The 19979-nt window shown below is 51.4% G+C and carries 27 protein-coding genes; 13 read left to right on the forward strand and 14 right to left on the reverse strand.

Annotated features, from left to right (window positions below; genetic code table 11):
* Positions 1-15 precede the first annotated feature (15 nt).
* Together elbB and mtgA are read left to right on the forward strand one after the other, a co-directional pair.
* Positions 16-669, forward strand: a complete 654-nt coding sequence (gene elbB, locus FC814_RS08170; RefSeq protein ID WP_137325791.1) for an isoprenoid biosynthesis glyoxalase ElbB — start codon at positions 16-18, stop codon at positions 667-669.
* Positions 666-1394 carry a monofunctional biosynthetic peptidoglycan transglycosylase gene (mtgA, locus tag FC814_RS08175; protein ID WP_137325792.1) on the forward strand — a complete coding sequence of 243 codons (729 nt, stop codon included), beginning with the start codon at positions 666-668 and terminating at the stop codon, positions 1392-1394. Before elbB ends, mtgA begins: the two co-directional genes overlap by 4 nt.
* On the opposite strand, the gene yrbL is transcribed toward mtgA, so the two are convergent.
* The 12 genes from yrbL to FC814_RS08235 all read right to left on the reverse strand — a co-directional run bounded on the left by yrbL (position 1391) and on the right by FC814_RS08235 (position 10210).
* Positions 1391-2023 carry a PhoP regulatory network protein YrbL gene (gene yrbL / locus FC814_RS08180; RefSeq protein WP_000620414.1) on the reverse strand — a complete coding sequence of 211 codons (633 nt, stop codon included), beginning with the start codon at positions 2021-2023 and terminating at the stop codon, positions 1391-1393. The two genes, mtgA and yrbL, sit on opposite strands and share 4 nt — an antisense overlap.
* 223 nt (positions 2024-2246) lie before the next feature.
* The gene (gene npr / locus FC814_RS08185; protein WP_000216792.1) at positions 2247-2519 is read right to left on the reverse strand and encodes a PTS phosphocarrier protein NPr; all 273 of its coding nucleotides are present in this window, start codon (positions 2517-2519) and stop codon (positions 2247-2249) included.
* Positions 2516-3370, reverse strand: coding sequence for an RNase adapter RapZ (rapZ, locus tag FC814_RS08190; RefSeq protein WP_000243741.1), 855 nt, complete (start codon positions 3368-3370; stop codon positions 2516-2518). Before rapZ ends, npr begins: the two co-directional genes overlap by 4 nt.
* A 45-nt stretch (positions 3371-3415) precedes the next feature.
* A complete protein-coding gene (gene ptsN / locus FC814_RS08195; RefSeq protein WP_000183676.1) occupies positions 3416-3907 on the reverse strand; it encodes a PTS IIA-like nitrogen regulatory protein PtsN in 492 nt (163 codons plus the stop codon).
* A gap of 117 nt (positions 3908-4024) precedes the next feature.
* On the reverse strand, positions 4025-4312 hold the full coding sequence (gene hpf / locus FC814_RS08200) for a ribosome hibernation promoting factor (protein ID WP_001176602.1): 288 nt from the start codon (positions 4310-4312) through the stop codon (positions 4025-4027).
* Between the two features lie 22 nt (positions 4313-4334).
* Positions 4335-5768, reverse strand: a complete 1434-nt coding sequence (gene rpoN, locus FC814_RS08205) for an RNA polymerase factor sigma-54 (RefSeq protein WP_000809026.1) — start codon at positions 5766-5768, stop codon at positions 4335-4337.
* Between the two features lie 47 nt (positions 5769-5815).
* On the reverse strand, positions 5816-6541 hold the full coding sequence (gene lptB / locus FC814_RS08210) for an LPS export ABC transporter ATP-binding protein (protein WP_000224099.1): 726 nt from the start codon (positions 6539-6541) through the stop codon (positions 5816-5818).
* 6 nt (positions 6542-6547) lie between these two features.
* A complete protein-coding gene (gene lptA / locus FC814_RS08215) occupies positions 6548-7105 on the reverse strand; it encodes a lipopolysaccharide ABC transporter substrate-binding protein LptA (protein WP_000669785.1) in 558 nt (185 codons plus the stop codon).
* Positions 7074-7649 carry an LPS export ABC transporter periplasmic protein LptC gene (lptC, locus tag FC814_RS08220; RefSeq protein WP_000030542.1) on the reverse strand — a complete coding sequence of 192 codons (576 nt, stop codon included), beginning with the start codon at positions 7647-7649 and terminating at the stop codon, positions 7074-7076. Before lptC ends, lptA begins: the two co-directional genes overlap by 32 nt.
* On the reverse strand, positions 7646-8212 hold the full coding sequence (kdsC, locus tag FC814_RS08225; protein ID WP_001030165.1) for a 3-deoxy-manno-octulosonate-8-phosphatase KdsC: 567 nt from the start codon (positions 8210-8212) through the stop codon (positions 7646-7648). The genes lptC and kdsC overlap by 4 nt, the downstream gene beginning before the upstream one ends.
* A gap of 20 nt (positions 8213-8232) precedes the next feature.
* Entirely contained in the window at positions 8233-9219 is a 987-nt protein-coding gene (gene kdsD / locus FC814_RS08230) for an arabinose-5-phosphate isomerase KdsD (RefSeq protein ID WP_010346512.1), read from the reverse strand.
* A 13-nt stretch (positions 9220-9232) separates the two neighbouring features.
* Positions 9233-10210 carry a calcium/sodium antiporter gene (locus tag FC814_RS08235; protein ID WP_000922894.1) on the reverse strand — a complete coding sequence of 326 codons (978 nt, stop codon included), beginning with the start codon at positions 10208-10210 and terminating at the stop codon, positions 9233-9235.
* 208 nt (positions 10211-10418) lie between these two features.
* On the opposite strand from FC814_RS08235, the gene mlaF reads away from it, so the two are divergent.
* The 7 genes from mlaF (at position 10419) to murA (ending at position 15249) form a co-directional block, all read left to right on the forward strand.
* Entirely contained in the window at positions 10419-11228 is an 810-nt protein-coding gene (gene mlaF / locus FC814_RS08240) for a phospholipid ABC transporter ATP-binding protein MlaF (protein ID WP_000438245.1), read from the forward strand.
* Between the two features lie 7 nt (positions 11229-11235).
* On the forward strand, positions 11236-12018 hold the full coding sequence (gene mlaE, locus FC814_RS08245) for a lipid asymmetry maintenance ABC transporter permease subunit MlaE (protein WP_000925792.1): 783 nt from the start codon (positions 11236-11238) through the stop codon (positions 12016-12018).
* A gap of 4 nt (positions 12019-12022) precedes the next feature.
* Entirely contained in the window at positions 12023-12574 is a 552-nt protein-coding gene (mlaD, locus tag FC814_RS08250; RefSeq protein WP_016159478.1) for an outer membrane lipid asymmetry maintenance protein MlaD, read from the forward strand.
* An 18-nt stretch (positions 12575-12592) separates the two neighbouring features.
* Positions 12593-13228 (forward strand): phospholipid-binding protein MlaC, encoded by a 636-nt coding sequence (gene mlaC / locus FC814_RS08255; protein ID WP_000476484.1) that lies wholly within the window; start codon positions 12593-12595, stop codon positions 13226-13228.
* Complete coding sequence (mlaB, locus tag FC814_RS08260; RefSeq protein ID WP_105281058.1) at positions 13228-13521, forward strand: lipid asymmetry maintenance protein MlaB; 294 nt, start codon at positions 13228-13230, stop codon at positions 13519-13521. The genes mlaC and mlaB overlap by 1 nt, the downstream gene beginning before the upstream one ends.
* Positions 13522-13680: 159 nt before the next feature.
* The gene (gene ibaG, locus FC814_RS08265) at positions 13681-13935 is read left to right on the forward strand and encodes a BolA family iron metabolism protein IbaG (protein WP_010346509.1); all 255 of its coding nucleotides are present in this window, start codon (positions 13681-13683) and stop codon (positions 13933-13935) included.
* Positions 13936-13989: 54 nt separating this feature from the next.
* Positions 13990-15249, forward strand: coding sequence for a UDP-N-acetylglucosamine 1-carboxyvinyltransferase (gene murA, locus FC814_RS08270; protein WP_000357255.1), 1260 nt, complete (start codon positions 13990-13992; stop codon positions 15247-15249).
* Between the two features lie 47 nt (positions 15250-15296).
* Here murA and sfsB read toward each other — a convergent pair whose 3' ends face one another.
* Together sfsB and ispB are read right to left on the reverse strand one after the other, a co-directional pair.
* Positions 15297-15575, reverse strand: a complete 279-nt coding sequence (gene sfsB, locus FC814_RS08275) for a DNA-binding transcriptional regulator SfsB (protein WP_000429727.1) — start codon at positions 15573-15575, stop codon at positions 15297-15299.
* A 226-nt stretch (positions 15576-15801) separates the two neighbouring features.
* Positions 15802-16773, reverse strand: coding sequence for an octaprenyl diphosphate synthase (gene ispB, locus FC814_RS08280; protein WP_010346507.1), 972 nt, complete (start codon positions 16771-16773; stop codon positions 15802-15804).
* 258 nt (positions 16774-17031) lie between these two features.
* On the opposite strand from ispB, the gene rplU reads away from it, so the two are divergent.
* The 4 genes from rplU (at position 17032) to cgtA (ending at position 19901) form a co-directional block, all read left to right on the forward strand.
* Positions 17032-17343 (forward strand): 50S ribosomal protein L21, encoded by a 312-nt coding sequence (gene rplU, locus FC814_RS08285; protein ID WP_000271401.1) that lies wholly within the window; start codon positions 17032-17034, stop codon positions 17341-17343.
* 20 nt (positions 17344-17363) lie between these two features.
* Entirely contained in the window at positions 17364-17621 is a 258-nt protein-coding gene (gene rpmA / locus FC814_RS08290) for a 50S ribosomal protein L27 (RefSeq protein ID WP_000940596.1), read from the forward strand.
* A 126-nt stretch (positions 17622-17747) separates the two neighbouring features.
* Entirely contained in the window at positions 17748-18713 is a 966-nt protein-coding gene (locus tag FC814_RS08295) for a DMT family transporter (RefSeq protein ID WP_000813014.1), read from the forward strand.
* Positions 18714-18728: 15 nt separating this feature from the next.
* Positions 18729-19901, forward strand: coding sequence for an Obg family GTPase CgtA (gene cgtA, locus FC814_RS08300; protein WP_000673562.1), 1173 nt, complete (start codon positions 18729-18731; stop codon positions 19899-19901).
* Positions 19902-19979: the final 78 nt, after the last annotated feature.

Here is a 19979-nt window from a genome sequence, read left to right on the forward strand (position 1 = left end):
GAAAGGATGATCACAATGAAGAAAATTGGCGTAGTTCTGAGCGGGTGCGGTGTTTATGACGGTTCCGAAATTCATGAAGCTGTGTTGACGTTACTGGCGATATCGCGTAGCGGCGCGCAGGCGGTCTGCTTTGCACCGGATAAGCAGCAGGTTGACGTTATCAACCATTTAACCGGCGAGGTGATGACGGAATCGCGCAATGTGCTGATTGAAGCCGCGCGTATTGCGCGTGGTGAGATCCGTCCTCTGGCTCAGGCCGATGCTGCCGAACTGGATGCGTTGATTGTGCCTGGTGGCTTTGGTGCGGCGAAGAATTTAAGCAATTTTGCCAGCCTTGGCAGTGAATGCACTGTTGAGCGTGAATTAAAGGCGCTGGCGCAAGCGATGCATCAGGCCGGTAAACCGCTTGGTTTTATGTGTATTGCCCCGGCGATGCTGCCGAAAATTTTCGATTTCCCACTGCGTTTGACCATCGGTACTGATATCGATACCGCAGAAGTGCTGGAAGAGATGGGCGCAGAGCATGTACCGTGTCCGGTCGATGATATCGTGGTTGATGAAGACAATAAGATTGTCACTACACCGGCTTATATGTTGGCACAGAACATTGCGGAAGCGGCGAACGGCATTGATAAGCTGGTTTCCCGCGTGCTGGTTCTGGCTGAATGAGTAAAAGCCGCTTAACGGCGTTCGGTTTCGTTCGTCGTTTTCTTCTGCGGTTAGTGGTTGTCCTCGCCGTTTTATGGGGCGGGGGCATCGCGTTGTTTAGCATAGCGCCTGTCCCGTTCTCAGCGGTGATGGTCGAGCGACAGGTCAGTGCCTGGCTGCATGGCAATTTTCGTTACGTGGCGCATTCTGACTGGGTCAGTATGGATCAAATCTCGCCGTGGATGGGGTTGGCAGTGATTGCCGCAGAAGATCAGAAATTCCCTGAGCACTGGGGCTTTGATGTCGCTTCCATTGAGAAAGCCCTGGCGCACAACGAGCGCAATGAAAATCGTATTCGCGGCGCATCAACGATTTCTCAGCAGACAGCCAAAAATCTCTTTTTATGGGATGGGCGTAGCTGGATACGTAAAGGGCTGGAAGCAGGTCTGACATTGGGGATAGAAACGGTCTGGAGCAAAAAGCGTATCCTGACGGTTTACCTGAATATCGCCGAATTTGGCGATGGTGTGTTTGGTGTTGAAGCCGCAGCGCAACGCTATTTCCACAAACCCGCGAGCAAACTCACTCAGTCGGAGGCTGCCTCACTGGCAGCGGTACTTCCGAACCCACTACGCTTTAAAGTTTCCGCACCCTCAGGCTACGTGCGTAGCCGTCAGGCGTGGATTTTACGGCAGATGCATCAGTTGGGCGGTGAATCTTTTATGCGACAACACCAGCTGGATTAAGCTTCGCGCGAGGTGAGGGTGAGTTTCTTGTTCTCACTGAGTTGTGCGCCTTTCTTCAGGGCGACCGATAACGCGGGTTGAGCGATAAAACGTTGCCACAAACGCTCTTGCTTACGTAGACAACACCACTTCGACCAGGTCGCCAGCGGAATCCACGTGCTTTCACCAATGTTGTCACAGACGACGGGAATGATTTCTGACTCGCTGATGCGGTGGCAAAGAATATTCTGCGGCTTCAGCGACATCGTCACGATGCGGTTATCCTGCAAATAACGCTTCAGCTGCTTCAGTAACTGACGCAACTGAGCAACATCTTCTTCATAACGGCATTGTCCAGCAAATTCGGTCAATGTAATAGACGGCTTGCCATCAAAATCGGCAATGACATCGTAGACATAACCGGTTCCACAATCCGTCTCAACCGTACCGTGATAGCGTGGAATACCGCTCCAGTCTTTCAAACGACGACCAAGGTGCGCATAGTACTTTAACTCACGGCGGATCTCTTTATCACCACCGTCGCCACGGTGGTAGACAATCTTGATACAGCGTTGGGCATCTTCCGGATGCGCATAACATTTCCGATGTCTTCCGGTGCCCAGGGGACTTTGTTCAGATAAGCGAATCATGCCATCTCCTGGAAATATTTTCTGACAATCTCCAGTATGAGGACTTAACTTAAACAAAACCTAAACAGGACTTTTTAAGGTTTTCTTAATGTTTTGTTCGTACAGAAAAGAGCACAAAATGTACAAGTCGCGAAAAATGAGGACATTTTCCGCTTGTACTTTTTTCACCCCTACGGGCTGAAGGTGTATATCTGGGGGGAATTAAGCGTCAGGGTTATGAAGATTAATCTTCATCGAAACCAGAGTTAAAGAGGGCGATAACGGCGGCCAGTGCTTCCACTTCCTGTGGACCGGTCGCTTCGACTTCAATCTGCCGTCCTTTGGCTGAGTCCAGCATCAGCAGCGCAATAACGCTGTTCGCTTCAGCCTCGGTGCCTTCGTCATTACGTAACAGCACTTCAGCGTCAAAACCCTGCATTAATTCAAAGAGTTTCATGGCAGGCCGGGCATGCATGCCCAGCTTGTTTGTGATTTCAACAGTTTGCTTGACGGTCATGGTTTACGTTTTTCCAGCGTACGATGGCGTGACTGGACGTTTTTACCGCGCGAGCGGAAGTAGTCTGCCAGTTGCTCTGCAATATACACCGAACGGTGCTTCCCGCCGGTACAACCAATAGCGACCGTCAGGTAGCTACGGTTGTTGGTTTCCAGCATAGGTAACCATAGCTCAAGGTAGCTTCGCGTCTGGTAGATAAAATTGTGTACTTCTGTGTGGCGGTCGAGGAACGCGGCGACAGGTTTATCAAGACCTGTCATTGGACGCAGTTTCGGATCCCAGTGCGGGTTCGGCAGGAAGCGCACATCAAAGACGTAATCTGCATCAATAGGAATGCCGTGTTTGAAGCCGAAGGACTCAAAGACCATCGTCAGTTCACGCTCGCGTTTTCCCAGCAAACGGGTACGCAACATTTCTGCCAACTCGTGAACGGACATTTCTGAGGTATCGACAATCAAATCTGCCCGCGAACGCAGTGGCTCCAGCAGATCGCTTTCTTTGTCGATAGCACTTTCCAGCGACAGGTTCTTGCTGGAGAGCGGATGCAGACGGCGCGTATCGCTGTAACGACGAATCAGGGTGTTACGATCAGCATCCAGGAACAGCAGTTGCGGTGAGAAAGCATCAGGCAGGTTACTCATCGCCTGTTCGAATATTTCTGGTGACTCCGGCATATTACGAACATCAATGCTGACGGCGGCAGAAATCTCGCGATCGGCGAGCGTGCGAGCCAGATCGGGTAACAGCACTACGGGAAGGTTATCCACGCAGTAAAAACCCATATCTTCCAGCGCACGCAGGGCGACAGATTTACCTGAGCCTGAACGTCCGCTGACGATCATCAGTACCATGTACTGTTTCTCCTCACAACGTCTAAAAGAGACATTACAGAATAACTACGCTTCATCCGGAGTACCTTCGGTATCCGTAATGATTTGATACAGCTCTTCATCACTCTGGGCTGCACGTAAACGGCGGCAGATGGTTTTGTCCGCCAGACGTTTCGCCACCAGCGAAAGAGTATGCAGGTGCGTTTTAGTTTGGTCAGCCGGCACCAGCAGGGCAAAAAGTAAATCCACCGGTTGGTTGTCGATGGCATCGAAAGCTATAGGCGTTTCGAGCTGAACGAAAACACCAACGGCACGCAGAGTATCTTCTTCCAGTTTGCCATGCGGAATGGCAATGCCATTACCGATACCGGTACTGCCCATTTTTTCCCGCGTCAGAATAGCTTCAAAAACCACCTGAGGCGGCAGGCTGAGTTGTTTCGCAGCCAGTTCGCTGATAATTTCCAGTGCACGTTTTTTGCTCTGACAGTGGACGCGGCTTCGCGTACATTCCCTGTTAAGAACACTGCTAAGCTGTAGAGTTGTATCATTATTTGTCATAATTTCACCTAAGAACCTGACCACTCAAATCGTGGGACAGGTTCGGAGCATTAACTGTACAAATGGCCCGTTGTGTCGCACAACAGGCCGCCATGCACTTGCTAATTGCCCGGACAATTAGTGTTGTTTCAATTTATCTTTATGCTTGGTCAACTGGCGTGCCAGCTTATCAATTAAGCCATCAATGGCAGCATACATGTCCTGACCTTCCGCGCTGGCATGAATTTCGCCACCGTTTACATGCAGTGTTGCATCTGAGGTATGGGTGACTTTCTCCACTTTCAGAACAACATAGACCTGGTTGATTCGGTCAAAATATTGCTCAAGTTTGGCAAATTTTGATGTGACAAATTCGCGCAGGGCCTCGGTGATCTCGACGTTATTTCCGGTAATGTTGAGCTGCATAGTGTCTTCCTTATCGGTTGGGTCAAACGAGCTGTTTACGCTGGTTTGACGGCGGAATGGATAAAGACTCTCGGTATTTCGCAACAGTGCGGCGTGCCACCATGATACCTTGTTCCGACAGCAAAGAGGTTAACTTGCTGTCGCTCAACGGTTTCGCTGGGTTTTCCGCCGCGATTAATTTCTTCACCAGCGCACGAATCGCCGTGGACGAGGCTTCGCCGCCGCCCTCGGTATTGACGTGACTGGAGAAAAAATACTTCAGTTCAAAAATGCCTCGTGGACTATGCAGGTACTTTTGCGTGGTCACGCGAGATATCGTCGATTCATGCATTTCGACGGCCTGGGCGATGTCGGCCAGTACCATCGGTTTCATATATTCTTCGCCTTGCTCAAAGAAGGCTTGCTGCTGTTCAACAATACAGCGACTCACGCGCAGTAGCGTATCGTTACGGCTTTCCAGACTCTTAATCAACCATTTGGCATCCTGCAGATTGCTGCGGATAAACTGGCTGTCGCCATCGTTACGTGTGTTATTGCACATCGAGGCGTAGTGCTGGTTGATTTGCAGACGCGGAATGCTGTCGCTGTTGAGTTCCACCGTCCAGTGGCCGTTATGCTTACGCACCAACACATCTGGAATGACATATTCCGGCTCACCGGTCTGGATCGACTGGCCGGGGCGTGGATCGAGCGACTGGATCAGATTGACGGCTTCTTTCAGCACATCTTCTTTCAGACGCGTGACGCGCATTAAAGTGCGGAAGTCGTGATTGGCTAACAGATCGAGATGATCGCTAATGATCAGCCTGGCCTCTTCCAGCCACGGCGTGGTCTTATCGAATTGGGAGAGTTGGATCAGCAGGCAGTCACGCAGATCTTTCGCCGCCACACCGACCGGGTCAAACCGTTGGATCCGCTTAAGGACGGCTTCAACTTCGTCGATGTCGATCTCTTCATCGCCCATACTTTCGAGAATATCTTCCAGCGGGACAGTCAGATAACCGGTGTCATCAACGGCATCGACGATAGAGGTAGCAATAGCGCGGTCAGTGTCGGAAAACGGTGTCAGCTCGACCTGCCACATCAGGTAATCCTGCAAGGTCTGCGTCGTTTCGCCTTGATAGACCGGCAGTTCGTCGTCAATGTAGTCACCGCTGGTGCCGGACGGCGTACCGGCTGTATAGATGGTGTCCCAACTGGCGTCGAGCGGCAGCTCTTCCGGCATCTCTTTTTGTTCGAGCGCGTCAGCGGTGTCCAGCGTTTCGCTGTCTGGCGTTTCGTGAGTGTCGATTTCATCATGAGTGTCGATTTGCTCAAGCAGTGGATTACTCTCCAGCGCCTGCTGCAGCTCCTGTTGAAGTTCCAGCGTGGACAGCTGCAACAGACGAATTGCCTGTTGTAGCTGAGGCGTCATCGCCAGTTGCTGACTAAGCCTGAGTTGCAAACCTTGCTTCATGTTCAGAATCGTACTCTCCTGCTAAAACGTCGCGAGCTTCTACCCTATCAGAGTCTGAAGTCTTCCCCAAGGTATACACGCTTAACATGTTCGTCTTGTAAGATTTCTGTAGGCGTGCCGTGGGCGATCAAATGCCCCTGACTAACGATATAAGCGCGTTCACAAACTGCCAGTGTTTCACGCACGTTATGGTCGGTGATCAGCACACCCAGGCCGCTGTCGCGCAGGTGCTCAATGATGCGTTTGATGTCGATAACCGAGATCGGGTCAACCCCGGCAAACGGTTCATCAAGCAGAATAAATTTCGGATTCGCAGCCAGTGCGCGGGCAATTTCTACACGGCGACGTTCACCACCGGAGAGCGATTGCCCCATGCTGTCACGCAGGTGCTCAATGTGAAACTCTTCCATCAGCTCGTTCGCACGGTCTTCACGTTGTTCAGCAGACAAATCGTCACGAATTTGCAGTACCGCCATCAGGTTATCGTAAACGCTGAGGCGGCGGAAAATGGAGGCTTCCTGCGGCAGATAGCCGATACCACGGCGCGCGCGCGCGTGTAATGGCAGCAGGCTGATATCGTCATCATCAATAATGATGTTGCCTGCATCGCGCGGCACAATGCCAACAACCATGTAGAAAGTGGTGGTCTTACCGGCACCGTTTGGCCCCAGCAGACCAACAATTTCCCCGGAGTTGACGGTCAGACTGACGTCTTCCACCACGCGGCGACCCTTGTAGGCTTTTGCAAGGTTCTTTGCTGTTAATGTTGCCATAACGAATTAATTACCTTTCTTCTGCGCCGGGGTCTGGCCTTTGTTGTTTTTATCCTGCAACTGCGACGGCACCAGAACGGTGGTTACGCGCTTACCTTTATCGCTGAAGGCCTGCATTTTCTGCTCTTTCACCAGATAAGTGATTTTATCGCCCTTTATATTGCTATCGACCTGCTGCAGATAAGCATTACCGGTCAGAACGACAAAATCTTTCGCCAGTTCGTAATGCATCTGGGAAGCGTGACCTTCGACAGGTTTACCGTTGTCCTGCATCTGATAGAACGTCGCTGGCTTACCGTAGCCATCGATCACTTCTTTGCCCTGCTCGCCGCCCGGACGGGTAACGACCACTTTATCGGCATTAATTTTGATGGTGCCCTGGGTAACGATGACGTTACCCGTGAAGGTGACTACGTTGCCTTGCATATCAAGAGATTGCTGATCCGACTCAATGTGAATCGGCTGGTCAGTGTCTCCGGTAACGGCAAATGCCGGAATACTGGCGGCCAGAAGAGAGCTGGCAAGCACAAGATTAAGGCTGAGTTTGTTTGTTTTGAATTTCATAGGATGTTCTAACCTTTTCAATCAGCTCGGCGTTCTTGCTGCGTAAGTTGCCGCGCATTTTCAGACCGCTGGAGTTAAATGTTGTTCCGTATAACGTGACGAGGTCTTCAGAGGTAACATCCTGCGTCACCAGATTGATCTGCGCGTTATCCGTCGTGATTCTGCGAAGTTGAGAGTCCGGCACGAGTGCGTTGACTTCAACGTGTCCATATAAATAGAGCATCCGATCATTAGTCAGCTTGGCTTTATCCGCTTTTACGGACCATGTCGGGATTTTATCCTTATCAAACGTAGTAAGTACCGGTTGCGTAAACCACGAAACGGCCTGATCGGAATAATATTCAACGTGTTGAGCAATCAATCGATAGCTTAGCGCCCCTTCTGGGTTATAGACGAGCGTGTCCGTATGCTCGCTTTTATAGGTGGGATCATTGTTGTTGACGACCACCTGGGCGGTATCGTCTTTCTCGGTCATGTTAATACCGATCATCACCAGAACCGCCAGTGATAGCACAATGATAACCCAACGTCTGGCTTTACTCATATCGATTGCCCTTTGGCTTCATCCAGTTTGCCCTGCGCCAGGAGTAATAAGTCGCAAACTTCACGCACTGCGCCGCGACCGCCAGCAATGCGAGTCACGTAATCGGCGCGCGGGAGCAACAGCGGATGCGCATCGGCCACGGCTACGCTTAGGCCCACTTTTTCCATTACCGGCCAGTCGATGAGATCATCCCCAACGTAAGCCACGTTTTCCGGGGCGATCGCCAGTTTTTCCAGCAGATCGCTAAAGGCGATAAGTTTATTCGACTGCCCCTGATACAAGTGAGTAATCCCCAATGTGGCACAGCGATCTTCTACCAGTTTAGCCTTTCGCCCGGTAATGATGGCGACTTCAATATCAGAGGTGAGCGCACAACGAATGCCATAACCATCACGAACATTGAACGCTTTAAGTTCTTCGCCGTTGTTGCCCATATAAATCAGGCCATCTGACAGCACGCCATCGACGTCAAGGATCAGCAGACGAATATTTTCTGCTTTTGCCATAACGTCGGCACTGACAGGGCCGTAACAGGTCTCAAGTGACGCACCTGCTTTATTCATTGTTGTTTATCCTTGAATCTTTACACTACGCCAGCACGCAGTAAATCATGCATATGTAACACACCGAGTAAATGGTCGCCATCGGCAACCATTACGGAGGTGATATGGCGGGACTGCATTAAGTTCAGTGCCTCAACGGCCAGAATGCCAGGGCGTACGCGAATTCCCCCCGGCGTCATCACATCGGCAATACTTAATTGACGGACATCCACGCCCATATCGAAGACACGGCGTAAATCACCGTCGGTAAAGATGCCTTCAATCATCATATTGTCATCGCAAATGACGGTCATACCAAGATTTTTGCGGGTAACTTCCAGTAATGCATCGCGCAGGCTGGCGGTTTTTTTGACATGCGGGATCTCATCACCCGTATGCATAATATCGTTTACGCGCAGCAGAAGTTTACGACCCAGTGCGCCGCCGGGATGTGAGAGCGCAAAATCTTCGGCGGTAAAGCCGCGCGCTTTTAACAGAGCAACGGCGAGCGCATCGCCCATAACCAGCGTGGCGGTGGTGCTGCTGGTCGGTGCCAGCCCCAACGGGCAGGCTTCTTTTGCTACTTTAACACACAGATGCACATCTGCGGCACGAGCCATGCTGCTCTCCGGGCGACCGGTAATGCAGATTAACGGCACGTGAAGACGCTTAAGCACCGGAATCAAGGCATTGATTTCGCTGGATTCACCAGAGTTAGAGATAGCTATTACCACATCCTGCGGGGTGACCATGCCTAAATCGCCATGCGCGGCTTCGCCAGGATGGACGAAAAATGACGGAGTACCGGTGCTGGCAAAGGTCGCGGCCATTTTGCGTCCAATGTGTCCCGATTTGCCCATCCCCATAACCACGACTTTACCTTTACACCAAAACATCTTTTCGCAAGCGAGCGCGAAATTCTGATTGATGTATTGATCAAGCTCCGCCAGGCATTCACGTTCAATCGCCAGGACTTCTTTACCTGCTTGCTGAAAGTCAAAACCCGGTTGTAACTCTACGTGCGACATAATGCGTTTCCAGTTATTCAACGAGTATTGGCGATAACCAGTACAACATCGCCAGCCATACGATAAATCCGCCTGTTAATAATACACCTACGCCACGGCCCGGTTGCGGGGAGCGTCGCCAGCACAGCAACGCAAAAATAATGCTTACCAACAACATCACGCTGTAGTCACGGCTGTACGCCAGTGGGTTAATCTCCCCTGGCGTAATCAGCGCCGGCAGACCCAGCACGATGACGATATTAAAAATATTCGCGCCAATGATATTACCGACGGCGATGTCGTTTTCACCTTTGCGAACACCGGCTATCGCGGTTGCCAGTTCCGGCAGACTCGTGCCGATAGCGATTGCCGTCAGACCAATAGTCAATTCGCTGATGGCAAAGTAATTCGCCAGAACGGTGGCGTTATCAATCACCATCCGCGTTGCCACTGGCATGATGATCAGCGCAATGCCAAGCCATAAAAATGCGACGGGTAAACCGCCTTCACGTGGTAGCTCTGCAAGCTGCTCTCTGGTCAGGCTATCGGTTCCCTGACGTTCGGCCTGATGTGCAAGTTTAACAATGAACAGCAGCCATAGCACAGCCAGAAAAAGGAGAAAGATACCATCGCTGCGGCTAAGTTGTCCGTCATAGAGTACGGAACCGGCCACCACGCTGACGAATAACATTAATGGTAACTCGCGGCGCAGAACATCGGAATGGACGGTAAAAGGGCGCACCAGTGCGGTCAGACCGAGGATCAGCAAAATATTGATAATGTTTGAGCCAAGCGCCGTACCGACGGCTAAATCGCGTTGTTCGTGCAGTGACGCGGCAAGCGAAACAATAATCTCAGGAAGCGACGTGCCAATACTGACCACAGTCATGCCAATGATCAGCGGTGGGATGCCAAAAGTGCGGCAAAGAATGGAAGCGGCAAATACCAGACGATCGGCACTGTATACGACCAAAAGTAAACCAACAATTAACAGTGCCGTAGCTAAAAGCATCTAACGTCCTTTCTTCAGGTATACTCGCCGGTCGCTGAAGATTCTCAGAAAGCCGTAACGGATTCTTAATTTTGACTTTATGCGGCTAAAAAGTAAAACAAATGCCAGCTTTAGCTAACCACGGCGGGTAATATTCTGTAAATATGTTGGGTTCAAGGTTAAATTGAGCACCATGCTTAGAAAATCAACGCAAGACGAAGGGTGAATTATGGAGCAGTCTGTGGCGAATTTAGTCGATATGCGCGATGTCAGTTTTACGCGTGGCAATCGCTGCATCTTCGATAATATTTCCCTGACCGTGCCGCGAGGGAAGATCACGGCAATCATGGGGCCATCGGGCATCGGTAAAACGACGCTACTCCGTCTGATTGGCGGGCAAATCGCACCAGATCACGGTGAGATCCTTTTTGATGGCGAGAATATTCCGGCGATGTCTCGTTCGCGCCTGTACACTGTGCGCAAACGGATGAGCATGTTGTTTCAGTCCGGGGCGTTGTTCACAGATATGAACGTATTTGACAACGTTGCCTATCCACTGCGCGAACATACCCAGCTCCCCGCGCCATTGTTGCATAGCACGGTGATGATGAAGCTGGAAGCTGTGGGGCTGCGTGGAGCGGCTAAACTGATGCCTTCTGAGCTTTCCGGCGGGATGGCTCGTCGCGCTGCACTGGCGCGTGCGATTGCCCTGGAGCCGGATCTCATCATGTTTGATGAACCGTTTGTTGGGCAGGATCCGATCACTATGGGCGTACTGGTGAAGCTGATTTCTGAGCTGAACAGCGCGTTGGGCGTGACCTGCGTGGTAGTTTCTCATGATGTGCCGGAAGTCTTAAGTATTGCGGATCACGCCTGGATTCTGGCGGATAAAAAAATTGTCGCTCACGGCAGCGCCCAGGCGTTGCAGGCGAATCCTGATCCGCGCGTACGTCAGTTTCTGGACGGGATAGCTGACGGACCTGTTCCGTTCCGCTATCCTGCCGGCGATTATCACGCTGATCTTTTACCAGGGAGTTAAGCCACTCATGCTGTTAAATGCGCTGGCCTCGCTTGGACATAAAGGGATTAAAACCCTGAGAACGTTCGGACGGGCCGGGTTAATGTTATTCAATGCGCTGGTCGGCAAACCGGAATTTCGTAAACATGCGCCGCTGCTGGTGCGTCAGCTCTATAATGTCGGCGTCCTGTCAATGCTGATTATTGTGGTTTCTGGCGTATTCATCGGAATGGTGCTGGGTCTGCAAGGTTATCTAGTGCTGACCACTTATAGTGCGGAAACCAGTCTGGGTATGCTGGTGGCGTTATCGCTACTGCGTGAACTGGGGCCGGTGGTTGCTGCGTTGCTGTTTGCCGGTCGAGCCGGCTCGGCGTTAACCGCAGAAATCGGCTTGATGCGCGCCACAGAGCAGCTCTCCAGCATGGAGATGATGGCGGTCGATCCGCTGCGTCGGGTTATTTCTCCGCGTTTCTGGGCTGGGGTTATTTCATTGCCGTTGCTGACGATTATTTTCGTCGCCGTGGGGATCTGGGGTGGATCGCTGGTCGGCGTTAGCTGGAAAGGTATTGATAGCGGATTCTTCTGGTCGGCAATGCAAAATGCTGTCGACTGGCGTATGGATCTGGTCAACTGTCTGATTAAGAGCGTGGTGTTCGCTATTACGGTGACGTGGATTTCGTTGTTTAACGGCTACGACGCCATCCCGACTTCTGCCGGGATTAGCCGGGCAACCACTCGCACCGTTGTCCACTCGTCTCTGGCTGTTCTGGGGCTGGATTTTGTGCTGACCGCATTGATGTTTGGGAATTGAGTTCATGCAAACGAAAAAAAATGAAATTTGGGTGGGTATCTTTTTATTAGCAGCACTGCTGGCGGCGCTGTTTGTCTGCCTGAAGGCGGCAAACGTGACGTCCATACGTACTGAACCGACCTACACGCTTTATGCGACGTTCGATAACATTGGCGGCCTGAAAGCGCGCTCTCCGGTCAGCATTGGCGGCGTTGTCGTCGGTCGGGTGGCAGATATTACGCTGGATCCGAAAACCTATTTGCCGCGCGTGACGCTGGAAATTGAACAACGTTATAACCACATTCCTGACACCAGTTCGCTGAGCATTCGTACTTCCGGCCTGCTTGGAGAGCAATATCTGGCGTTAAACGTCGGTTTTGAAGACCCCGAACTGGGTACTGCTATCCTGAAGGATGGCGATTCGATTCAGGACACCAAGTCTGCGATGGTGCTGGAAGATCTCATTGGTCAGTTCCTTTACGGCAGTAAAGGCGATGACAATAAGAATAGTGGCGATGCGCCAGCTGCTGCGCCAGGTAATAATGAAACCACTGAACCTGTGGGTACAACGAAATAATTTCAGGAGAACCGACGCATGTTTAAACGTTTAATGATGGTCGCTTTGCTGGTGATTGCACCGCTGAGTGCGGCAACTGCGGCAGACCAAACCAATCCGTATAAGCTGATGGACGAGGCGGCGCAGAAAACGTTCGATCGCCTGAAGAATGAGCAACCGCAAATCCGGGCCAACCCGGATTACCTGCGTACTATCGTCGATCAGGAACTGCTGCCGTATGTGCAGGTGAAATACGCTGGTGCACTGGTACTGGGTCAGTATTACAAGAGCGCGACCCCAGCCCAACGTGATGCATACTTTGCCGCTTTCCGTGAGTACCTGAAGCAGGCTTATGGTCAGGCGCTGGCGATGTATCACGGGCAGACTTACCAGATTGCGCCAGAACAGCCGCTGGGTGACAAAACTATTGTGCCTATTCGCGTTACTATTATTGATCCGAATGGTCGCCCGCCGGTGCGTCTGGACTTCCAGTGGCGTAAAAACTCCCAGACTGGCAACTGGCAGGCTTACGACATGATTGCCGAAGGCGTCAGCATGATCACCACTAAACAAAACGAGTGGGGAACGCTGCTGCGTACCAAAGGTATTGACGGCCTGACCGCGCAACTGAAATCAATTTCTCAACAGAAAATCACTCTGGAAGAGAAAAAATAATGAGCGAGTCACTGAGCTGGGTGCAGACGGGCAACACTCTGGTATTAACCGGAGAGTTGGATCAAGACGTACTGCTACCGCTTTGGGAAGTGCGTGAAGAAGCGGTGAAGGGAATTACCAGTATCGATCTTAGCCGCGTGTCCCGCGTCGATACCGGTGGACTGGCGCTGCTGCTCCACCTTATCGATCTGGCGAAAAAGCAGGGCAACAGCGTGACGCTTCAGGGGGTAAACGATAAGGTGTATACCCTGGCAAAGTTGTATAATTTGCCGTCTGATGTCCTGCCTCGTTAAATTTTTTCAGGCTGGATAAGGCGTTAACCACCTGTCCGGCAAATCCGCCTGCAAGTCGAGCCTTGTTTGATTTATCAGCAAGGCTTTTTGCTTATTTATGCCAGCGCAACTTTGCTCTAAGATGTTTTGCTGGTTTATTAACTGATGAATGAAGATCCCATGGAAAATAATGAAATTCAGAGCGTGCTGATGAACGCTCTCTCCCTCCAGGAAGTCCACGTTTCCGGCGATGGCAGCCACTTTCAGGTTATTGCCGTGGGTGAGATGTTTGATGGCATGAGCCGGGTTAAAAAACAGCAGACGGTTTATGGTCCGCTGATGGAATATATTGCGGATAACCGCATTCATGCTGTGTCGATCAAAGCGTATACCCCTACGGAGTGGGCGCGAGATCGCAAACTGAACGGCTTTTGAGCTATGGGCGATTTGCCGGTAGCGGATATGAATTGTTAACTGAGAACAAACTAAATGGATAAATTTCGTGTTCAGGGGCCAACGAAGCTCCAGGGCGAAGTCACAATTTCCGGCGCTAAAAATGCTGCTCTGCCTATCCTTTTTGCCGCACTACTGGCGGAAGAACCGGTAGAGATCCAGAACGTACCGAAACTGAAAGACGTTGATACGTCAATGAAGCTGCTAAGCCAGCTGGGTGCGAAAGTAGAACGTAATGGTTCTGTGCATATTGACGCCCGCGACGTTAATGTATTCTGCGCACCTTATGATTTAGTCAAAACCATGCGAGCCTCTATCTGGGCGCTGGGGCCGCTGGTGGCACGTTTCGGTCAGGGACAGGTTTCGCTGCCAGGCGGTTGTACGATTGGTGCGCGTCCGGTTGATTTGCATATTTCCGGGCTTGAGCAATTAGGCGCGACGATCAAACTGGAAGAAGGTTACGTAAAAGCTTCCGTCGATGGGCGTCTGAAAGGCGCGCATATCGTGATGGATAAAGTCAGCGTCGGCGCAACCGTGACCATCATGTGTGCTGCAACCCTGGCGGAAGGCACCACGATTATTGAAAACGCCGCGCGTGAACCGGAAATTGTCGATACCGCGAACTTCCTGATTACGCTGGGCGCGAAAATTAGCGGTCAGGGCACCGATCGTATCGTCATCGAAGGTGTGGAACATTTAGGCGGCGGTGTCTATCGCGTGCTGCCGGATCGCATCGAAACCGGCACGTTCCTGGTGGCAGCGGCAATCTCTCGCGGCAAAATTATCTGCCGTAACGCCCAGCCAGATACTCTTGACGCTGTGCTGGCGAAACTGCGTGACGCAGGAGCGGACATTGAAGTAGGTGAGGACTGGATTAGCCTGGATATGCATGGCAAACGTCCGAAGGCCGTTAATGTCCGCACTGCGCCGCATCCGGCGTTCCCGACCGATATGCAGGCTCAGTTCACGCTGCTGAACCTGGTGGCAGAAGGCACCGGATTCATCACCGAAACGGTCTTTGAGAACCGCTTTATGCACGTGCCAGAGCTGAGCCGTATGGGCGCGCAAGCCGAGATTGAAAGCAATACCGTTATTTGTCACGGTGTCGAAAAACTTTCCGGCGCACAGGTCATGGCGACCGATCTGCGTGCATCAGCAAGTCTGGTGCTGGCTGGCTGTATTGCGGAAGGGACTACGGTTGTTGATCGTATTTATCACATCGATCGCGGCTACGAACGCATTGAAGACAAATTGCGTGCATTAGGTGCGAATATCGAGCGTGTGAAAGGCGAGTAATCGTCTGAAAGCTGGCAGCCCCGTTCGCGGGGCTACCGCCAGACCACTCATTTTTTCGGTTTAGTGTAGCTGCGCATTAACTGCGTTCTGTCGATAAACTCATGGGTCTGCGGATCATGGTAGCGTGATGGCCATATAACCCAGGGGTCAGTACCCAGGGCTTTCGCAATAATCATCTCTCCCTTTGGCCACGGACGCGATAATGCATTTGCCAGCGTCGAGGAACTCAAACCATTTCTGCGAGATTCCGCCGCCATTGACGTTCCCTTCTTGCGCAAACCCGCAATGATGTCAGCGGGATGCCAGTCAATGAAATTATTCTCCATCTTGCCTCACTCCTTAAGTTAGTCGCTTTCATTCAGAACATGTGTTCTATCGAGCATCACTATACTCCTGATGGCGCATTGCTCTAAAAAGTTCATGTAAATAGTGTGAAGATTCAGAATATATAAAGACAAAAAGCTGATTATTCAGATGGTATTGCACTGAATAAGTGTTTTTATGGAACTTACTGGAGTTATCCCGCGCAATGCGCGGGATAAAGGGAAGGAATTAACGATCGCGTTGAACCGCGATATGTGCAAGGCCGATTAACGCCTCTCGCCACGGGGTATCCGGGAGTATCTGTAACGCTTCGATGGCTTTGTCTGCCTCTTCCTCGGCACGCTGACGCGTCCATTCAAGAGATCCACACGCGTTCATTGCTTCCAGAACCGGTTCCAGAAGATGACGCCCGTTGCCTTGCTCAATAGCAGTACGGATCATTTGCGCCTGCTCCGGTGTACCATTATGCATCGCATGTAGCAGCGGCAGCGTCGGTTTACCTTCGTTCAGATCGTCCCCGACGTTTTTACCTAACTGTTCACCATCGGCGCTGTAATCGAGCAAATCGTCGATGAGCTGAAAAGCGGTGCCGAGGTAACGTCCATAATCCTGCAGGCCTTTTTCCTCTTCCGGTGTACATCCTGCCAGAATCCCGGAACACTGCGCAGCAGCCTCAAACAGACGTGCAGTTTTGCTGTAGATAACGCGCATGTAGTTTTCTTCGGTGATATCCGGGTCGTTAACGTTCATCAGTTGCAGAACTTCACCTTCTGCAATGACGTTTACGGCTTCGGACATCACTTCCAGCACTTTGAGCGAGCCGAGGCTGGTCATCATCTGGAACGCGCGGGTGTAAATAAAATCGCCTACCAGCACGCTGGCGGCATTGCCAAACGCGGCGTTGGCGGTAGCTTTACCACGGCGCATATCTGATTCATCCACAACGTCGTCGTGTAGCAGAGTCGCTGTGTGGATAAACTCGATCAGAGCGGCAATGGTGACATGCGCATTTCCCTCATAGCCAACAGCTCGTGCAGCCAGTACAGCAATCATCGGACGAATACGTTTACCGCCGCCGCTGACGATGTAATAGCCTAACTGATTGATCAGTTGGACGTCGGAATTAAGCTGCTCAAGGATTGCCGCATTAACACCCGCCATATCTTGCGCGGTTAACTCATTGATTTTTTCTAAATTCATCGCAAAAGCCGGGCTTTTCGCCCCGATTACCTTACTGTGAACAAAGGCAACTTAGGGTTTATGGTTAGGAATATAGGGTGATTGTACTGAAAAAATGGCACAGATAAACGTTACCGTACAAGTTGTGTTTTTTTTCTTCGTGTATTGACTGTAGCACTTGTCAAAGGCGTGCGTTTTGCGTAATATTCGCGCCCTATTGTGAATATTTATAGCGCACTCTGAATCATTGAAAAGGTGTGCGCGGAAGCGGAGTTTTATATGTACGCGGTTTTCCAAAGTGGTGGTAAACAACACCGAGTAAGCGAAGGTCAGACCGTTCGCCTGGAAAAGCTGGACATCGCAACTGGCGAAACTGTTGAGTTCGCTGAAGTGCTGATGATCGCAAACGGTGAAGAAGTCAAAATCGGCGTTCCTTTCGTTGATGGCGGCGTAATCAAAGCTGAAGTTGTTGCTCACGGTCGTGGCGAGAAAGTTAAAATCGTTAAGTTTCGTCGTCGTAAACACTATCGTAAGCAGCAGGGCCATCGTCAGTGGTTCACTGATGTGAAAATTACTGGCATCAGCGCCTAAGACCTGAGGAGAGATTTCAAATGGCACATAAAAAGGCTGGCGGCTCCACACGTAACGGTCGCGATTCAGAAGCTAAACGCTTGGGCGTTAAGCGTTTCGGTGGCGAATCCGTTCTGGCGGGTAGCATCATCGTTCGTCAACGTGGCACCAAGTTCCACGCTGGCACTAACGTAGGTTGCGGTCGTGACCACACTCTGTTTGCTAAAGCAGACGGTAAAGTGAAATTCGAAGTTAAAGGCCCGAAAAACCGTAAATTTATCAGCATCGAAGCTGAATAAGTTTTTCGCGTCCCGGTAACGGATGAAAGCCCCGCAACACGTTGCGGGGCTTTTTACATTCGATAGCCGGTAAAAATGCGCATCGTGCGGCGTTAATCCGCAAATGCGTTTTGCAGGGAATACGGTATGAAGCAGCAGGCAGGCATTGGCATTCTTTTGGCGCTCACCACAGCAATTTGCTGGGGGGCGTTGCCAATCGCAATGAAGCAGGTGCTGGAGGTGATGGAACCTCCGACAATTGTGTTTTACCGTTTCTTGATGGCGAGTATTGGCCTTGGTGCCATTCTTGCGGTGAAGAAGAAGCTGCCGCCATTACGCGTGTTTCGTAAGCCACGCTGGTTGATATTACTGGCGGTGGCGACTGCCGGGCTGTTTGGGAACTTCATCCTGTTCAGCTCATCCTTGCAATACCTGAGTCCGACCGCTTCGCAGGTGATTGGGCAACTCTCGCCGGTTGGCATGATGGTTGCCAGCGTATTTATCCTGAAAGAGAAAATGCGCAGCACCCAGGTTGTGGGAGCATTGATGCTCCTGAGCGGCCTGGTGATGTTCTTTAACACCAGTCTGGTCGAGATATTTACAAAGCTCACCGATTACACCTGGGGAGTTATCTTTGGGGTCGGTGCGGCGACGGTTTGGGTGAGTTATGGCGTGGCGCAAAAGGTTTTATTGCGTCGGCTGGCCTCACCGCAGATCCTGTTTTTACTGTACACTTTATGTACAATTGCGCTCTTCCCTCTGGCAAAGCCTGGGGTGATAGCGCAGCTTAGCCACTGGCAGCTCGCATGTTTAATTTTTTGCGGACTGAATACATTGGTAGGATATGGCGCCCTGGCGGAAGCGATGGCTCGCTGGCAGGCAGCGCAGGTGAGCGCGATCATCACGCTCACCCCACTGTTTACGCTGTTTTTTTCAGATCTTTTATCACTGGCCTGGCCCGATTTCTTCGCCAGACCGATGTTAAACCTTTTAGGTTATCTCGGTGCGTTTGTCGTGGTTGCGGGCGCGATGTATTCCGCCATTGGTCATCGTATTTGGGGCGGATTACGTAAGCATACAACGGTGGTATCGCAACCCCGCGCAGGCGAATGATTTACGGAGAATAAAATGAAGTTTGTTGATGAAGCATCGATTCTGGTCGTTGCAGGTGATGGCGGTAATGGTTGCGTGAGCTTCCGCCGCGAAAAATATATTCCGAAAGGCGGCCCGGATGGCGGCGACGGTGGTGACGGCGGTGACGTATGGATGGAAGCCGACGAGAACCTGAATACGCTTATCGATTATCGTTTTGAAAAATCTTTCCGCGCCGAGCGTGGTCAGAATGGCGCAAGCCGCGACTGCACCGGTAAGCGTGGTAAAGACGTGACGATTAAAGTACCAGTAGGTACGCGTGTTATCGATCAGGGCACCGGTGAAACCATGGGCGATATGACCAAACACGGTCAGCGTCTGCTGGTTGCTAAGGGCGGCTGGCACGGTCTGGGCAATACTCGTTTCAAATCGTCCGTTAACCGTACACCACGGCAGAAAACCAACGGCACGCCGGGCGATAAGCGCGAGTTGCTGCTGGAGCTGATGCTGCTGGCTGACGTCGGTATGCTGGGGATGCCAAATGCTGGTAAATCGACATTCATTCGCGCTGTTTCGGCGGCTAAACCGAAAGTAGCGGACTATCCGTTTACCACTCTGGTGCCAAGTCTGGGTGTGGTACGAATGGACAACGAAAAGAGCTTCGTTGTTGCCGATATTCCAGGGCTGATTGAAGGCGCTGCGGAAGGCGCAGGTCTGGGGATTCGCTTCCTGAAGCACCTGGAACGTTGCCGCGTCCTGTTGCACCTTATCGATATCGATCCGATTGACGGCACCGATCCGGTTGAAAACGCGCGTATTATTATCAGCGAGCTGGAAAAATACAGTCAGGATCTGGCGGCGAAACCGCGTTGGTTAGTCTTCAACAAGATCGATCTGCTGGATAAAGCGGAAGCCGAAGAGAAAGCGAAAGCGATCGCTGAGGCACTGGGCTGGGAAGATAAATATTATCTGATCTCTGCGGCAAGCGGACTGGGCGTGAAAGATCTCTGCTGGGATGTGATGACCTTTATCATTGAAAACCCGGTCGTGCAGGCCGAAGAAACGAAACAGCCAGAGAAAGTCGAATTCATGTGGGATGATTATCACCGTCAGCAGCTTGAAGAAATTGCTGAAGAGGATGATGAAGACTGGGATGACGACTGGGACGAAGACGACGAAGAAGGCGTTGAGTTCATTTACAAGCGTTAATTACTGATGACAAACGCCAAATAGCCTGATGCGCTACGCTTATCAGGCATAAACAAAGCGCACTTTGTCAATAATCTG

Origin of the sequence: Escherichia sp. MR (genome assembly GCF_005280595.1) — a bacterium.
In the GTDB taxonomy this organism is placed as follows: domain Bacteria; phylum Pseudomonadota; class Gammaproteobacteria; order Enterobacterales; family Enterobacteriaceae; genus Escherichia; species Escherichia ruysiae.

What these genes read in the sequence shown, in the direction of transcription:
- ibaG (WP_010346509.1), top strand. Translation starts at nt 13,681, where the DNA reads ATGGAAAATAATGAAATTCAGAGCGTGCTGATGAACGCTCTCTCCCTC.
- kdsC (WP_001030165.1), bottom strand. Translation starts at nt 8,212, where the DNA reads ATGAATAAAGCAGGTGCGTCACTTGAGACCTGTTACGGCCCTGTCAGT.
- lptA (WP_000669785.1), bottom strand. Translation starts at nt 7,105, where the DNA reads ATGAAATTCAAAACAAACAAACTCAGCCTTAATCTTGTGCTTGCCAGC.
- sfsB (WP_000429727.1), bottom strand. Translation starts at nt 15,575, where the DNA reads ATGGAGAATAATTTCATTGACTGGCATCCCGCTGACATCATTGCGGGT.
- mlaD (WP_016159478.1), top strand. Translation starts at nt 12,023, where the DNA reads ATGCAAACGAAAAAAAATGAAATTTGGGTGGGTATCTTTTTATTAGCA.
- elbB (WP_137325791.1), top strand. Translation starts at nt 16, where the DNA reads ATGAAGAAAATTGGCGTAGTTCTGAGCGGGTGCGGTGTTTATGACGGT.
- rapZ (WP_000243741.1), bottom strand. Translation starts at nt 3,370, where the DNA reads ATGGTACTGATGATCGTCAGCGGACGTTCAGGCTCAGGTAAATCTGTC.
- murA (WP_000357255.1), top strand. Translation starts at nt 13,990, where the DNA reads ATGGATAAATTTCGTGTTCAGGGGCCAACGAAGCTCCAGGGCGAAGTC.
- FC814_RS08295 (WP_000813014.1), top strand. Translation starts at nt 17,748, where the DNA reads ATGAAGCAGCAGGCAGGCATTGGCATTCTTTTGGCGCTCACCACAGCA.
- FC814_RS08235 (WP_000922894.1), bottom strand. Translation starts at nt 10,210, where the DNA reads ATGCTTTTAGCTACGGCACTGTTAATTGTTGGTTTACTTTTGGTCGTA.
- mlaE (WP_000925792.1), top strand. Translation starts at nt 11,236, where the DNA reads ATGCTGTTAAATGCGCTGGCCTCGCTTGGACATAAAGGGATTAAAACC.
- mlaC (WP_000476484.1), top strand. Translation starts at nt 12,593, where the DNA reads ATGTTTAAACGTTTAATGATGGTCGCTTTGCTGGTGATTGCACCGCTG.
- kdsD (WP_010346512.1), bottom strand. Translation starts at nt 9,219, where the DNA reads ATGTCGCACGTAGAGTTACAACCGGGTTTTGACTTTCAGCAAGCAGGT.
- hpf (WP_001176602.1), bottom strand. Translation starts at nt 4,312, where the DNA reads ATGCAGCTCAACATTACCGGAAATAACGTCGAGATCACCGAGGCCCTG.
- rpoN (WP_000809026.1), bottom strand. Translation starts at nt 5,768, where the DNA reads ATGAAGCAAGGTTTGCAACTCAGGCTTAGTCAGCAACTGGCGATGACG.
- cgtA (WP_000673562.1), top strand. Translation starts at nt 18,729, where the DNA reads ATGAAGTTTGTTGATGAAGCATCGATTCTGGTCGTTGCAGGTGATGGC.
- ptsN (WP_000183676.1), bottom strand. Translation starts at nt 3,907, where the DNA reads ATGACAAATAATGATACAACTCTACAGCTTAGCAGTGTTCTTAACAGG.
- npr (WP_000216792.1), bottom strand. Translation starts at nt 2,519, where the DNA reads ATGACCGTCAAGCAAACTGTTGAAATCACAAACAAGCTGGGCATGCAT.
- mlaB (WP_105281058.1), top strand. Translation starts at nt 13,228, where the DNA reads ATGAGCGAGTCACTGAGCTGGGTGCAGACGGGCAACACTCTGGTATTA.
- mtgA (WP_137325792.1), top strand. Translation starts at nt 666, where the DNA reads ATGAGTAAAAGCCGCTTAACGGCGTTCGGTTTCGTTCGTCGTTTTCTT.
- yrbL (WP_000620414.1), bottom strand. Translation starts at nt 2,023, where the DNA reads ATGATTCGCTTATCTGAACAAAGTCCCCTGGGCACCGGAAGACATCGG.
- ispB (WP_010346507.1), bottom strand. Translation starts at nt 16,773, where the DNA reads ATGAATTTAGAAAAAATCAATGAGTTAACCGCGCAAGATATGGCGGGT.
- rplU (WP_000271401.1), top strand. Translation starts at nt 17,032, where the DNA reads ATGTACGCGGTTTTCCAAAGTGGTGGTAAACAACACCGAGTAAGCGAA.
- mlaF (WP_000438245.1), top strand. Translation starts at nt 10,419, where the DNA reads ATGGAGCAGTCTGTGGCGAATTTAGTCGATATGCGCGATGTCAGTTTT.
- lptC (WP_000030542.1), bottom strand. Translation starts at nt 7,649, where the DNA reads ATGAGTAAAGCCAGACGTTGGGTTATCATTGTGCTATCACTGGCGGTT.
- lptB (WP_000224099.1), bottom strand. Translation starts at nt 6,541, where the DNA reads ATGGCAACATTAACAGCAAAGAACCTTGCAAAAGCCTACAAGGGTCGC.
- rpmA (WP_000940596.1), top strand. Translation starts at nt 17,364, where the DNA reads ATGGCACATAAAAAGGCTGGCGGCTCCACACGTAACGGTCGCGATTCA.